This is a genomic window from Pseudovibrio exalbescens DSM 16456 (genome assembly GCF_000422785.1).
Lineage (GTDB): Bacteria > Pseudomonadota > Alphaproteobacteria > Rhizobiales > Stappiaceae > Pseudovibrio > Pseudovibrio exalbescens.
Genome location: NZ_AUGS01000008.1, coordinates 238,790 through 253,480, shown reverse-complemented (window position 1 = coordinate 253,480; position 14,691 = coordinate 238,790). Strand labels below are relative to the sequence as shown.

The following is a 14,691-nucleotide window of genomic DNA, read 5'->3' as shown; positions in this document are numbered from 1 at the left end:
CTGTGGTGTACGGATGGAGGATATTTGATGGCAGCTGACAAACCCAAGACCGGGAATACCGGGACCGGCAGCTCCACAAATCGATCTGCTGGTACGCGCCCTTCCGGCCGTACTGCGCGAAAGAGCGTAACCATTGATCTGGAAGCCAAAGAGGTGAAAGTGGCTGCAGAGAAGAAAGCAGCCGAGGAGGCTGCCAAAGCTGCGGCGTCTGAAGACGCCAAGGCCAAAGCTGAAGAAAAAACGCAGCAGACAGCCAAGCCGGACTCCGAGCCGACTAGGGCGGCGGGGAGTGAAGCCAAGCCTGAGAAAGGCAACGAGACCGGCGCGTCAGGAACCAAGACTGATGATAAGCCTGCGACATCGGCGGGCACGGAAAAACAGGCGCCTGCAGCCAAGAGCGCGGAGCCTGAAAAAACTGCTGGTAAGGGCTCCTTGAACGATACTGTGGCCAAGGCCGGATCTGATGATGCCCAACAGGGTGGCAAGGCCACTGCGGGTTCGGTGCCCAAGTCCGGCGCGGCCGCAAAGGCGAATGACACCCCTTCAAAAATGACGGCCGCTTCCAACGCGAGTGATGACAAGAAGGCCTCCACGCAGGAGACGAGCCCCACGGATAAATCCTCCAAGGATGATGCCTCAGGCAAAAAGACTTCCGCCACCCCACCTTCTGGCGGATCTGGTAGCGGCGGAGGTGACGGCAATGGCAAGCAGTCCGGTTCCGATGCTGGAGAGCCTCCGCGCAAGAGCGGTGCTGGCGTCGGTGCACTTGTCGCAGCTGGTGTGATTGGTGGTCTGTTGGTTGTGGGTGCCGGGGCCGGGTTGCACCAAATGGGTCTGATTTCTGTTGCTTCTCCTGATCAGATCAAAAAACAGGATGCGTTGCAGTCCTTGGTGGAGACCTCCCAGGAACGGATGCAAAAGCTTGAAGATCGCATTGCCAGCTTGCAGACGGACCTGGAACAAACGGCGCCGGACACCTCGCTTGTTGATCAATTGAAAGAACGGATAGCCTCTTTTGAAGACACGGCCGCGGCGAACGTCGACCAGATGCGCGCGGCCTTGGGAGAGGCATATGACAGCCGCATGCAATCCTTGAAGCAGGGATTGGATGAGTTGCGCGGTTATGTGAATGAAGGCGCTGCCGGCGACGGCGCTGCAGTTTCCAGTCTCAAGGCTGCCCTTGATAACCTAAAGGCGCAGGTCGACGACCTTTCCGAATCCGGAAAGGCGGCTTCTCAGGAGGCGCTGGATACCGTTACGCAACAAGTGACAAGCCTTCAGGAAGAAGCAAGCAAGCTTCAGCAAAAGGCAAGTGAGCTTGCGGAGCTTCCCGGTGATCTGGAGAAACAACGCGCTGTCGTGAGCTCGCTTGAAACCCGCATTGCACAAACAGCGGCCAATTTGCAGGCGCAGGTTCAAACGCAGGCGGAGACGAAGGTGCAGCTGGACGCCCTGGTTTCGCAACTGAACAGCCTGTCGGACACGGTCACGACACAGCTGGATCGGCTTGAGCAGCGTGTTGGTGATGCCAGTGCTCAGGAAAGGGCGGCACGGGCCATCGCAGTGGCGTCGTTGCAGGCGGCTGTAGACAGTGGCCGGCCCTATCAAACCGAGCTGAGCGCTGTGGAAGCGGTTATGACTGGTGACAAGGCGCAATTGGGACCGCTCAAGGAATATGCCTCTACGGGCATTCCGACACGCAGTGCATTGATGGCACGCTTTGGTGGCGCTGCACGGGCCATGAGCGCCGCAGATGTGACCGAACAGAGTGACGGCGTTGTTGACCGCCTTATGTCCAGTGCGCAGTCGCTGGTTTCCATTCGAACACCTGGAGACAACGAAGGCACAACACCACGCGACCGTTTGGGCCAGATGGAGGCGCGTGTGGCTGAGGGTGACCTGAAAGGCGCAATCGAGGCATACGAACAACTGCCGGAGCCGGTGAAGGCGGCAGGCGCTGGCTGGGTTGGTCAGGTTCGTGCGCGGTTGCAGGCTGATGCTCTGGTGGCTCAGGTAACCGATGAAGTTCTGAAATCGCTTGCTACGGCAAGCCAGCAATAACCGGAAGGATCTGACGGCATGATCCGCGTACTGTTCTTTTTCGCTGTTGTCTTCGTGCTCGCGCTGGGCGGTGCGTGGATCGCTGACCGGCCCGGCATTGTGACGCTGGACTGGGAGGGCTATCGCATCCAGGCCAGCTTGCTCACAACGCTAGTGGCACTGGGCACCTTGCTAGCGGTTACTGTTGTCGTATGGGGATTATTTCGGTTTATCTGGAAGTTCCCCTCCATTACCGGTCGTTTCATGCAGCGGCGACGCAAGGATCGCGGATTTGATGCGCTCTCGCAGGGCCTTATGGCACTTGGGGCTGGAGATGCGTATACCGCGCGCAAGCATGGCCTGCAGGCCGACAAACTTTTGAAAGGTGATGAGCCTGCAGCGAAGCTGTTGCTGGCACAGGCGGCCCAGATGTTTGGCGATCATGCTGAAAGCCGCAAGCGGTTTGAAGCGATGTTGGAAGATCCACGTGCGAAGGCTGTAGGGCTGCATGGCTTGTTCATTGAAGCAGAGCAGGCTCAAGAGCCTGTTGCCGCTCGCCATTTTGCAGAGGAAGCGTCCTCTCTGGTGCCTGGTCTCAAATGGGCTGGCAAGGCGGTGCTCGGCTATCAGGCCGTTTCTGGCGATTGGGAAGCCGCGATTGCCACGCTGAACCGGAACTATTCTGGCAAACTGATCGATAAGAAGACCTATCGCAGGCACAAGGCCGTCTTGCTGACGGCGCGCGCTCTGGAGCTGGAAAGTGAAAACCCGGACCGAGCCCGCACGCTTGCGGTTGAGGCGCATGGTTTGGCTACCGATCTCGTGCCTGCGGCTCTCGTGGCCTCGCGTTTGGCGTCCCGGCGCGGCGATATTCGCAAGGCCTCCAAGATTATTGAAGCGACCTGGAAGCAAGCTCCTCATCCGGATCTGGCAGATGCCTATGCCCATGTCCGTCCGGGTGATTCCGTTCTGGATCGTCTCAACCGCGTCAAGCATCTGGCGTCCTTGCGGGCGCATTCAGGTGAGGGCGCGATGGCGGTTGCCGTTGCAGCCATGGATGCGCATGAATTTGACGAAGCTCGTGCGCAATTGAAGAAGGTGCTGCGCTCCGAGCCGACGCAGCGCGCTTTCCTGTTGATGGCTGATCTGGAAGAGATGGAATACGGCGACCAGGGTCGCGTTCGCGAGTGGATGAGCCGTGCCGTACGTGCACCTCAGGACAAGATGTGGGTGGCTGATGGCATGATTTCGGCTCATTGGGCGCCGGTTTCGCCCAAGACCGGACGGTTGGACGCCTATGAATGGAAGCAGCCGGAAACCAGTGAAGAAGAGGCCATTACGCTCGAGCCCTTGGATGACGCGCTGTTTGAGCCTCCGGTGTTAACGGCCCCGAATGCCACAGCTGCGCCCGCAACGGCGGAAGCTGAGGTTGCGCATGCCGATCCCGAAAACTTGGGCGGGGACAAAGCGTCTTCGGACGAGTCTGCCGACGAGGTTCGCCAGCACCCAAAAGATGCGGAGGCTGAAGCGGGTAGTCACTCTGGTGAAAAGACAACAGAACAAGACAAAGATGCCCCAAAGGCAGACGCGCCGCGTCCCGCTGAAGCCGCTGAGGCTGAGGTGGATCTGGTCGTCATTCCTGAGACAGACCAACCTCCAAAGGAAGATCAGGCACGCAAGCCAGATGGCCCCAAGATGAAGGACGGCAAACTGGTTGAGTTTCCGCTATCCCATTTGCCAGACGATCCCGGGCCGGATGGGGATGAAGATGACGAAGCACCCAAAAAGAAGGGGGCTGCCGTCTACGAGGCGTGAGCAGATGGGCAGGACAAAGCGCCGATGTTTTCCGCATGTTGATTGCTGGTGGAGACCCAAAAAATCGGTGCTTTTCCCTCTTGCATCTTCGAGATCGCTTGGGTATCAAGCTGGAACTCGCCGCGTCCGTCGACATTGGTCCGGATGCCGTGCGCCGCTGTAGCTCAGTTGGTAGAGCAACGCATTCGTAATGCGTGGGTCGTAGGTTCGAGTCCTATCAGCGGCACCAGTTTTCCTATCAATCTGTTTTTGTAGCGAAGTAGCGTCGTATTCAATAATCGGCGAGGCGTCAGCGTGCTTTGAGATTTGCGCGACTATATTCGGTAGATAAAAAAACGGCAGCCTAGGTGAAGGCTGCCGATAAGGTGCGACTCGCATCGCTAGGGAGGTTATATATGTTGCCCGGCGTGGAGAGCGCGGGGCATGGTGTGCGGCGTGTCCTGGGGTAAGGTGCCGCATGCCCTTGTAGTAGGCTCTAGCCGTCTTTTGACCAAACGACCGCACCCTGCACCCATGTTTCCAAGGGTTCTACGTCTTCAGTGATCACTGCGAAGTCCGCTGCAAAGCCAGGTGCGATGCGCCCGTATGTGCGCTCAAGTCCCAGATAGGCCGCAGGATAGAGAGATGCCATGCGTAGTGCTTCTGTCAAAGGTTGGCCGAGCAGCTTGACGCAATTGCGTATGGCGCTGGCCATATCAATATCCGCACCTGCCAACGTGCCGTCTTCCGTGGTGAGTTTGCCATCCCGGCGGTAGATCGTCTGACCATAGAGAATGAAGGTTTCCGCGTCGGTTCCTACAGGGGGCATTGCATCGGTCACGAGGAAGATCTTTCCTGCCGGCTTGGCGGCAAGCATCACCTTCATTAGACCGGGGTGGATATGGTGCCCGTCTGCGATCAGGCCGCACCATGTATCTCGGCCCGCGAGGGCGGCAGCGACGGGGCCGGGCGCTCGGTTCTGGACTGGCGGCATGGCATTGCCCAGGTGGGTAAAGCCGGTCACCCCCATGTGGGTGGCTTCTTCGATGCGTTCATAGGTGGCGGCTGTATGGCCGGCAGCAAGTACAACGCCCGCCTTGGCCAGATCTGCCAGTGATGCGTCGCTCACATTTTCTGGCGCGACTGTCAGCAGGACACGCGCGTTGTGAGGGGCAAGTTTGTTGGCAAGCGCCTTGAGTGTTTCCAGATCCTCTTCACTAGGTGCGCGAATGAAGTCCGGATTATGAACCCCCTTCCGCTCTTTGCTGATGAACGGTCCTTCTACATGAATTCCAAGCACGCCAGAACCTGTAACACTGGCTGCATCCGCGGTAATACCACAAGCGGCGTCCAAGGCTTCCTTTTTGTCGGTAATGAGTGTTGGCAAAACGCCGGTTACGCCAAAGGGACGGACAGCTTCGGCAATGCGATGGGCGGCGGCCACGGTCGGCGTTTCATTGAACAGGACGCCCCCTGCGCCGTTGACTTGCAGGTCCAAGAAGCCGGGTGTCAGGAGTGCATCCGGTGACAGGCGCAGGATTTCTGCACCTTCGGGTTTTGCGTCTGCTGGAAGCAGCGCTTCAACCCTGCCGTTTGCCACCAACACGCCGTGGCCGGATAAAAGTGCTTCGCCGGTAAAAATCCGGCAACCGGTTAGAAAGCGTTTCATCAGCGTGTCTCCGTCACTTTGCGCAGGTTGGGTGGATTGTCGGGATCAATGCCCCGAGTGAGCGCCAGGTGTTGAACGGCTACATAGAAGCTGAGGAGTTGGCATAGCGGATCTATGACCGGGTTGACTCCGGGAACAGTGGGAAGCTTGACGGCTTCCGGTGCTTCGATCGCGGAAAGAACGTCGCCTTCCAAGGCGGTGATACGGGCAATGGTTGCGCGAATCGTATCCGCTGCTTCATCTTCCTGACCAAAGGCCAGCACCGGCAAACCTGTGCCTGCCAGCCCAAGCGGCCCATGAATGACTTCGGCAGCACTGAATGCCTCCGCATGAATACGGGAGGTTTCTTTCATTTTGAGCGCAGCTTCCAGCGCAGCACCAAAACTGAGACCGCGACCGAGCACGAACATGTTGCGGGCATGCTGCAGTTTCAATAGCGCAGGAGCCCAATCCAGTTGTGTGGCAGCATCGAATGCGCCGGGGAGCTGGTCAACGGCACCCAACAAGTGTGTGTCTTCAGTCCATTCGGCCACCAGTTTCAAGAAGGCAGCGCACGAGAGAAGGTAGGACTTCGTAGCGGCGACGCTCGTTTCCGGTCCTGCACAAAGTGGCATTGCCACGTCAGCCAGTTCCAGAAGTGGGGCGGTTTCATCATTCACGAAGCCGACGACAAGTGCGCCCTGTTCCTTGGCCATTTCCGTTAGGCGCAACAAATCTGGGCTGCGACCGGACTGAGACACGGCGATGAAGAGAGAGTCCTTCAAGTCCAGTGATCGGCCATAGACTGAGGCGATGCTCATACCGACTGAGGCAACCGCCCGCCCGGCGTAATTTTCGATGAGTGTCTTGCCATACATGGATGCATGGTCGGAGCTTCCCCGAGCACACGTCACAACAAAACGCGGTGGGGATTTGCGTAGGCGCTGCGCGAGATCTTTTACCGCGCCTTCGTTCTTTGCAAATTGCGCGCGCACACGATCAGGCGTTTCCAACGCCTCCCGGCCGAGTGCGGTCCGGTCTGCTTGGGTCAAAGTCATAGTCTTGCCTTTCCCGAGAGGGTTTAGGTCAGATTTAGTTCAACGACGAAGTCGTAGGCATCGCCCCTGTAGTGTGAGGCGACGAATTCGAGCGGCGCGCCGTCTTCCAGGAAGGTGCGGCGTTCGATGTAAAGAGCTGGAGCGCCTTCCGGAAGTTCCAGTTGGCGGGCCAAATCGGGAATCAATCTCACAGCGCTGAGCCGTTGCAGGGCGCGGTGTGGTGGATGCCCGAGATTGCGTAGATGCTGATACAGCGACCCTTCAAAACCAAAGGGATCCGGCAGGTATTTTGTGGGAACTACACTCAATTCAATGGCTAGCGGGGTCTTGTCCGCCAGACGAAGACGATTAAGTCGAGCAACCTGGTCTCCGGGGCGCAAGTTGAGCAACAACGCTTCTTCCGGGGTGGCTCTGGAGATGGACCGGTCAAGCCAAACCGTTCCCGATTGAAGGCCGCGAGAGGCCATATCCTCTGAGAAACTGGTCAGGGCTGACAGGCGTTGCTCCACGTGAGTGCTGCTGTTGATGAACCACCCGGATCCTTGACGCTTGTTCAACAGTCCCTCTGCGGTCAGAGACGAGAGGGCCTTGCGGACGGTAACACGGGAAACACCGAAACGGTCGGCTAACTCGCGTTCTCCGGGCAGGGCATCATATTCAGCCAGTTTGCCGCTCGTGATCTGATTGCGAAGATGCTTTGCCAATTGCAGGTACAAAGGCAAAGGCAGGTCTTGCGAGAGCTCAATCGGCTCGATCCCCCCGGCCTCTGGAGTTCTAAGCGACATGGTTTTACTCCGAGTGCATCGATAGTGGGCTAAGCATACCAATACCGTACCAATTTGCAAGAACTCATTTCTCGGTAGCAAACCATAGTTTTTAAAATTATAAGCATTAGTGCTAATTGTAGTGATATATAACGAATGAAAACAATGACTTGGATCGATTTATATGATCGACAGATATGTCACCGAGTGGATCTGGTATTAAATTGGTATTAAAAACAGGTTGCGTCCGGTCTACGTCATCGGTATGGTTTTTAGCAGTCCAATATAGCTCCAATTGGAGATCGTGCGCTGGGAGGACACATGTCGGACGGCACAGAAAAAGCGGCAGAACGGTATCGCGGATTGGATACCTGGGAGACGACCGAAATCCTGAACTCTCTATGGGACGGCCAGATGCGCGCAGTTGCTGCATGTCTTCCGGCCTTGGGGGATATGGGGGCGGCCGTTGATGCTGCTGTTGCGCGTCTGGGTGGGTCTGAAGGGCGCCTGATTTATGTGGGAGCCGGGTCCTCCGGCGTCATCTCTCTTCTTGATGCTCTTGAGCTTGGATCCACGTTCGATTGGCCTGATGACCGGGTGCGTGTCATTTTGCCGAGTGGCTTGGATCTCTCCAATGGAATGGCTGATTCGGTAGAGGATGAAGGGACTGTTGGCGCTGATCGCGTCGCGGATCTCGACGTTGGGGACGAGGATGTCATTGTCGGGGTTTCGGCAAGCGGACGCAGTGCCTTCACCATTGAGGCATTGAGGGCTGCAGGCGCCAATGGGGCGTTGACAATTGGTTTTGCCAATAACACCGGGTCACCATTGGAAGAAGCTGCGCAGCACATGATTGTTGCTCTGACGGGGGCAGAAGTGGTGGCGGGCTCAACCCGATTGGCAGCCGGAACCTCACAAAAAGTAATGTTCAATCTTTTCTCGACAACGCTCATGACCCGTCTCGGCGGCATTCATGACAATCTCATGGTCAACGTCCGTCCGGAGAATGCGAAATTGCGCAAGCGCTGTGCCGCCATGGTCGCGCAAATCGCGCAGGTATCTGATGCGGATGCAACTGATGCGCTGGGCCGTTATGGCACCGTTAAACGGGCCGTACTCGGGTTGAGTGGGGTTGCGGACAATGAAATTGATGCGCGGCTGGAGGCTGCGGGGGGCGTATTACGTCGGTCACTGAATTCAGGGGATAGTCGATAATGACCGTTGTGCGTTTACAGGCTCCGATTGCCGGGTGGGCGAGCCCTCTTGCTGAGGTGCCGGATCCGGCCTTTGCCGAGGGGCTCATTGGCGACGGAATGGTGGTTGATCCGTTCGAGGCAGAACTACGGGCACCTTGTGATGGTACCGTGGTTGCGCTTCACAAGGCTCATCATGCTTGCACAGTACGGGCCGCCAACGGTGCGGAAATTCTGCTTCATATTGGCGTGGATACTGTCGAGATGGGCGGCGAGGGGTTTGTACCCCACGTTGAGGAAGGGCAAACCGTCCGAGCTGGCGACAAGCTTGTTTCCTTTGATATGGACATGGTGGCGCAAAAAGCCCGCAGCCTGCAGGTCATTATAGTTGTGGCCAACGGTGAAGCGCATCCCATTCTGGAACGCCGAGTTTACTGTGAAGTTCAAAGTGGCGACTTCATGATGGCCGTGGATGGTGGCGACGCCCCGCAGGCTGAGGAAACGACAATCGAGTCCGATGAGATCGCCACAAAAGACGTGAAGTTGATGATTGCCAGCGGTCTGCATGCACGACCCGCAGCCGCCCTGGCAAACGCCGCCCGCGAGTTTTTTGGTGCGGTCACCATCGAATGCAGAGGCCAAACCGCCAATGGCAAGAGTGTCGTCTCTCTCATGGCCCTGGGTACCCAGCACGGTGATGTTCTGACCGTTACTGCCCAAGGGCCGGGAGCTGGGCCTTTGGTTGAAAAGCTGACGGACGATATTGCTGCCGGGCTTGGTGATGACGTGGTGGAACAAGGTACGTTGAGTGCTTCTCCTTCAGACAGGGCACCCGAAGCTTCAACCCGAGGCGGACAGATTGTCGATTTGTCGGTTGAGATGTTTGCGTCTGACAAAGAAGTCACGCTGGATGCTGGCACTACTGCTGTCGCGGGCATCGCAGTCGGGCCTGCGGTTCGGTTGTTTCATCAGCGCACGGAATTTCCTGAAACAGCATCGGATGCTGCATCGGAGGCGTCACGGCTTCAAGAGGCGATTAACGCCATGAAGACACGGCTTGAAGCGGCTTCTTCAGATGCAAGCCATTCCGCAAGTATTTTTCAGGCGCATGCTGCTTTGTTGCAGGAACCTGATCTTGTGCCTGGCGCCCTTGAGCTGATCAAAGAGGGCAAGAGCGCCGAGTGGGCCTGGACATTCGTCGCCGGGCGCATGGTTCGGGTGCTTGAGCGCTTGAGTGATGCACGCATGAAAGAACGGGCGGCCGATCTCAAGGATCTGGAGCAACAGGTTCTGGGGCTTCTGACCGGGAATGATCCGCGCGCTATGCTTGCAGACTTTCCTGAAGGTGGCGTTTTGATTGCTGACGAAGTGTTGCCATCCGAGTTGACAGCCGTTCCTCCTGGCCGGCTTGCGGGCATTTGCATGGCTGCCGGTGGGAAGACTTCGCACGCTGTGATTATTGCAGAATCCTTGGGTGTGCCGTGCCTGGTGGCGGTCGGGCCAGATATTGCCCGTGTTCCGGAAAACGCGCCGATCATTCTGGATGGGGCCAAAGGTACACTTCGGGTTTTCTCCAGTGAAACGGAACAGCAAAAAACACGTGATGCCGCTGCAGCGCGGGCGGCACAACGCGAGTTGAACCGGAAGCGGGCGCATGAAGTTTGCTACACCGCAGACGGTGCGCGTATCGAAGTCTTTGCCAATTTGGGGAAGGTGGAGGATGCCGCATTTGCATTGTCTGAAGGGGCTGAAGGATGTGGCCTTCTGCGTACCGAGTTTCTGTATCTGGGGCGTTCAAGTGCGCCGACCGAGGATCAGCAGTACATGCAGTATCAGGCGATTGCCGATGCGCTGCAGGGCCGCCCGGTGATTATTCGGACGCTGGATGCCGGTGGTGACAAGCCTTTGACCTATTTCCCAATCGCCGAAGAAGAAAATCCGGCTTTGGGTGTGCGTGGCGTTCGGGCAACTCTGCAGCAACCAGATCTTTTGCGGACACAGCTTCGCGCCATCCTGCGCGTGCGACCCTATGGGGTGGCCAAGGTGATGGTGCCCATGGTGACCTCTATTGACGAGCTGCGCGCCGTGAAGGCGATGATCGAGGAAGAAAGCAAGGCCTTGGGGCGCGATGAGCCCATTGAGGTCGGCGCCATGATTGAAGTGCCGGCAGCGGCCCTGACAGCACGTCAGCTTTCAGAAGAAGCTGCTTTCTTTTCAATAGGAACAAACGATTTGACGCAATACGGGCTGGCAATGGACCGCGGCAATCCAGCTCTTGCGCCGAGCATTGATGCTCTGCACCCCGGTGTGCTGCGCCTGATTGAGCAGGTTGCTGCCGGTGCCGCTGAAAAAGAACGGACTGTCGCCGTGTGCGGTGGTGCAGCTTCAGACGTGGCTGCAGTTCCGTTCCTGATTGGACTGGGAGTGACCGAGTTGTCGGCCACGCCTGCGGTGATCGCTGATGTCAAGGCGTTGATCCGTACCCTGAACCTGGCGGACTGTCGGGCTTTGGCCCAGGCCGCTGTAACGGCTCAAACATCCAAGGATGTGCGCCGTCTTGCTAGCGAAACTGGAGCGTGATCGCATGCAAGTTGTGTGGAGCCAGAATTCAACTCTTATTTTGAAAGTGAGAGCGGGAGGACTTTTTAATGTCGAATAATGCATTTGCGGGCGTCCAGCATTTGGGACGTTCCTTGATGCTGCCAATCGCGGTGCTGCCTGTGGCAGCAATCCTGCTGCGTGTCGGTCAGCCAGACTTGTTGAACATTCCATTTGTCGCCGCAGCTGGCGGTGCAATTTTCTCCAATCTGGGGATGTTGTTTGCCGTTGGTATTGCGGTCGGCTTTGCAAAGGAGAATCACGGTGCAGCCGGTCTGGCCGGTCTCGTCGGTTTCCTCATTGCCCAGCAGGGTGCGGTAAATCTGGCCGGGCTCGAACCTGATGCAGCCAGCACAATGGAAGGCCGCATCGCTATTCCGATAGGCATCATCATGGGTGTCGTCGCCGGGATGATGTACAACAAGTACAACAGCATCAAATTGCCGGACTATCTGGCATTCTTCGGCGGGCGCCGGTTTGTTCCGATCGTCACCGGTCTGGCGGCGTTGGTCGTGGCTGCAGCCTTCGGCTATGGTTGGGCCATATTTGATGCAGCTTTGACCGGATTGACAAACGGCATCACCCACATGGGTGAAATCGGGTTGTTCCTTTATGGCGCACTGAACCGTCTGTTGATCGTGACCGGTTTGCACCACATCCTGAACAACATCATCTGGTTCCTGATGGGCGATTTCACCAACTCGGCTGGACAGGTAGTCACTGGTGACCTGAACCGCTTCTTCGCGGGTGATCCGACTGCAGGTGCCTACATGGCTGGTTTCTTCCCGGTCATGATGTTTGGTCTGCCAGCCGCATGTCTGGCCATGTACCAGTGTGCCAAGCCTGAGAACCGTGCGGCAGTGGGTGGTGTATTGGCGTCCATGGCGCTGACCTCCTTCCTGACCGGTATCACCGAGCCGATCGAATTTGCCTTCATGTTCCTGGCTCCGGCTCTGTACCTGATCCATGCAATCCTGACCGGCGTGTCTCTGGTTGTGATGGATCTGCTTAACGTGAAGCTCGGCTTCGGGTTCTCTGCTGGTCTGTTCGACTACGTGATCAACTTCGGTATCTCTACCAATCCGCTGATGTTGATCCCGGTTGGTGCTGCGTTCTTTGCGATCTACTACTTCATCTTCGTCGCTGCCATTAAGTTCTTCGATCTGAAGACCATGGGCCGCGAAACTGCTGCCGAAGCAGCAGCTGAAACGACTGGTGAAGTCGCTGGTACCGCCATGGCCGCGGCTGGTGATGATCAGGCTGGCTCCTACCTTCAGGCTCTTGGTGGTGTCGGTAACGTTCTGGATGTGGATGCCTGTGCGACCCGTTTGCGGGTCACGGTGGCTGACAACGCAGCCGTCAACGAAGCCGCACTGAAAGGTCTGGGCGCCCATGGTGTGGTCAAGCCTGCCGCTGGCTCCGTTCAGGTGATTGTTGGTCCTATCGCAGATCAACTCGCTGGTGATGTGAAGGAAGCGCTGAAGCGCACTGCCCCGCGTCCTGCTGCGAGTGCAAGCCGTGCAGCCAGCTATCTGGTTGCTTTGGGTGGGGCTGCGAACCTGACCAATGTGGATGCATGTGCAACGCGCTTGCGCCTCAATGTGGTGGATGGCTCCAAGGTAGATGAAGCTGCTCTCAAGCGTCTCGGTGCGCATGGAGTGGTGAAGCCTGCAGCTGGCTCTGTCCAGGTGATCGTTGGTCCGATTGCAGATCAACTGTCATCTGAAATCAAAGGCGAAATGGTTTCTGCCTGATTTTTCCCAACTGGGAGACGAATGGACGCCCCGCTTTATCAGCGGGGCGTTTTTTAGTGTGATGTGCTGAATGTTACTTCCAGCACGCAGTTTGCCTGCAGAGGCGCTTTTGCAATTGTGGGTGATGGGGTGCACGCGCAGGCAAGGACGGGGGCCAAGCGGTCAAAGTCTTTCGGTTGGCGGGTGGATATGATCACTGGGTCTCGGTCTACAAAAAGAATGGCGAGCTGATTTTCCTGGAGGGCTCCGAAGCCATCACCTCGCGTTTGGTTTTCCTGCAACAAGAACACTCTGTTCAAAGCGATGCAGGTAACAACCTTCTCAAGATTGGTGTAACCTTTCGAGGTCCTCAGCCTGATGGCCGAAGCACAGCGAATGGAGTCGAGCATTTCCTCGTGCGTGCCAGCCATGGGAGCCTCTTCTGCTTTTGTAATTATGTTTTGATACGCCACTTGAAACCCCCTGGATTACTTCGGCTCCCCCCTTTCCAAGACAATAAAAAGTCGCAGGGGGAAAGCGATTTCGGTTCAGCTACTTATTGTGAGAAATCATTCATGTAGCTAGGATGCAGGCCGCTTTTCAAGTTGCGCCCTGTGGTTCCGGAGGAACTGGGACGCCCATAACACCTGCATCCGAAGAGGCCTGACAGTGGATACTCATGCGCATATTCTAGAGTTAAAACAATGGCTTTTCGAAAAGGCGCTCCCGCTGTGGTGGGCTGAAGGTGCAGACCACGTGCTTGGCGGTTACTACGAGACGATCGATCTGACTGGGCGCGGTGCGAAAGGACCACGCCGCGGTCGCGTGAATCCGCGGATGATCTATTCGTTTTGCGAAGGTGGACGTTTGGGGTGGCAGGGGCCGTGGGAGTCTGCTGCCATGCATGCTCTCAACAGCATGTTGGATTCCTATCGAACCGATGAGGGATATGTTGCAGGGTTGATGGATGATACCGGTGCGCTGACGGATGCGTCCTTTGATTTGTACAATCAGGCTTTTGCCCTGCTTGGGCTGGCGTCCATCGCGGCAGCGGACGAAGTGCATTATGCTGAGGCACGTCAGATTGCCGGTCAGATTCATGACTACATGCGCGCCCATTATGCCCATTCCGAGGCTGGGTTTCATGAAACCAATCCGCCTTCAGAGCCGCTGGCCTCCAACCCGCACATGCATTTGCTGGAAGCCACAATGGCTTGGGAACACGTTGACCCCGAAGGGCCTTGGCGTGATTTGTCCGAGGAACTCATGGGATTGGCCTTGAGGCATTTCATCGACCCCGAAACGGGGGCTGTGCGTGAGTTTTTTGACTTGCAATGGGAGCCCATGCCCGGAGACAAGGGGCGCCGCCTGGAACCTGGCCATCAATTCGAGTGGGCTTGGCTGCTGGTGCGCTGGGGGGCGCCGCGCCAACATGAGCAGGCTCTGGCTGCTGCCCGCGCTTTGTATGATATTGGCGAGGGTCACGGGTTGGATCCCAACCACGATGTGGTCATTATGGCGCTCGATGATACGTTCGCCGTAACGGATCCTGTGGCTCGAATGTGGGGGCAGACGGAATGGATCAAGGCGGCCATCGCAATGCTCGAAATCTGCGAGGCTGATGAAAGACAGCGCTATGTGAAGTCGCTGAATCGTTCGCTCGTGGCGCTGAAGAAGTTCTTTGAAGGCGTCCCGCCCGGCTTATGGCGGGACAAGCTGCAGCCGGATGGAACCTTCATTGAAGAAAATGCTCCCGCGAGTACGTTCTACCATATCGTTTGTGCCATCTCCGAGCTTGTCAGCTTTGATGCGGTGCAAGACAGTCGAAACATCTTAAAGACAACAAGCTAAATCGACGTGCGG

General features: G+C 57.1%; 10 protein-coding genes and 1 tRNA gene. 7 read left to right on the top strand and 4 right to left on the bottom strand.

What is annotated here, in order from left to right:
- Positions 1-27: 27 nt before the first annotated feature.
- The 3 genes from G512_RS0108000 (at position 28) to G512_RS0107990 (ending at position 4,084) form a co-directional block, all read left to right on the top strand.
- Positions 28-2,061 (top strand): COG4223 family protein, encoded by a 2,034-nt coding sequence (locus tag G512_RS0108000; protein ID WP_028481273.1) that lies wholly within the window; start codon positions 28-30, stop codon positions 2,059-2,061.
- Positions 2,062-2,079: 18 nt separating this feature from the next.
- Positions 2,080-3,855 carry a heme biosynthesis protein HemY gene (locus tag G512_RS0107995; RefSeq protein ID WP_028481272.1) on the top strand — a complete coding sequence of 592 codons (1,776 nt, stop codon included), beginning with the start codon at positions 2,080-2,082 and terminating at the stop codon, positions 3,853-3,855.
- Positions 3,856-4,008: 153 nt separating this feature from the next.
- A tRNA-Thr gene (locus G512_RS0107990) sits at positions 4,009-4,084 on the top strand.
- A 246-nt stretch (positions 4,085-4,330) separates the two neighbouring features.
- Here G512_RS0107990 and nagA read toward each other — a convergent pair.
- The 3 genes from nagA to G512_RS0107975 are packed head-to-tail and all read right to left on the bottom strand — an operon-like array spanning position 4,331 to position 7,325.
- The gene (nagA, locus tag G512_RS0107985) at positions 4,331-5,503 is read right to left on the bottom strand and encodes an N-acetylglucosamine-6-phosphate deacetylase (protein ID WP_028481271.1); all 1,173 of its coding nucleotides are present in this window, start codon (positions 5,501-5,503) and stop codon (positions 4,331-4,333) included.
- Positions 5,503-6,540: an SIS domain-containing protein gene (locus G512_RS0107980; RefSeq protein WP_028481270.1), complete on the bottom strand. Its 1,038-nt coding sequence runs from the start codon at positions 6,538-6,540 to the stop codon at positions 5,503-5,505. The genes nagA and G512_RS0107980 overlap by 1 nt, the downstream gene beginning before the upstream one ends.
- A 23-nt stretch (positions 6,541-6,563) precedes the next feature.
- A complete protein-coding gene (locus tag G512_RS0107975) occupies positions 6,564-7,325 on the bottom strand; it encodes a GntR family transcriptional regulator (RefSeq protein WP_051269103.1) in 762 nt (253 codons plus the stop codon).
- A 300-nt stretch (positions 7,326-7,625) separates the two neighbouring features.
- Between G512_RS0107975 and G512_RS0107970 the strand changes: the two genes are divergently transcribed.
- The 3 genes from G512_RS0107970 to nagE all read left to right on the top strand — a co-directional run bounded on the left by G512_RS0107970 (position 7,626) and on the right by nagE (position 12,849).
- Positions 7,626-8,519 carry an N-acetylmuramic acid 6-phosphate etherase gene (locus G512_RS0107970; protein ID WP_028481268.1) on the top strand — a complete coding sequence of 298 codons (894 nt, stop codon included), beginning with the start codon at positions 7,626-7,628 and terminating at the stop codon, positions 8,517-8,519.
- Positions 8,519-11,077 (top strand): phosphoenolpyruvate--protein phosphotransferase, encoded by a 2,559-nt coding sequence (gene ptsP, locus G512_RS0107965; protein WP_028481267.1) that lies wholly within the window; start codon positions 8,519-8,521, stop codon positions 11,075-11,077. The genes G512_RS0107970 and ptsP overlap by 1 nt, the downstream gene beginning before the upstream one ends.
- A 68-nt stretch (positions 11,078-11,145) precedes the next feature.
- On the top strand, positions 11,146-12,849 hold the full coding sequence (nagE, locus tag G512_RS0107960; RefSeq protein WP_028481266.1) for an N-acetylglucosamine-specific PTS transporter subunit IIBC: 1,704 nt from the start codon (positions 11,146-11,148) through the stop codon (positions 12,847-12,849).
- Between the two features lie 53 nt (positions 12,850-12,902).
- Here the strand turns inward: nagE and G512_RS0107955 are convergent, their stop codons facing one another.
- Positions 12,903-13,259, bottom strand: a complete 357-nt coding sequence (locus G512_RS0107955) for a hypothetical protein (protein ID WP_028481265.1) — start codon at positions 13,257-13,259, stop codon at positions 12,903-12,905.
- Between the two features lie 238 nt (positions 13,260-13,497).
- Here G512_RS0107955 and G512_RS0107950 point away from each other — a divergent pair, with 238 nt between their 5' ends.
- The gene (locus tag G512_RS0107950) at positions 13,498-14,679 is read left to right on the top strand and encodes an AGE family epimerase/isomerase (protein WP_143181385.1); all 1,182 of its coding nucleotides are present in this window, start codon (positions 13,498-13,500) and stop codon (positions 14,677-14,679) included.
- Positions 14,680-14,691 lie beyond the last annotated feature (12 nt).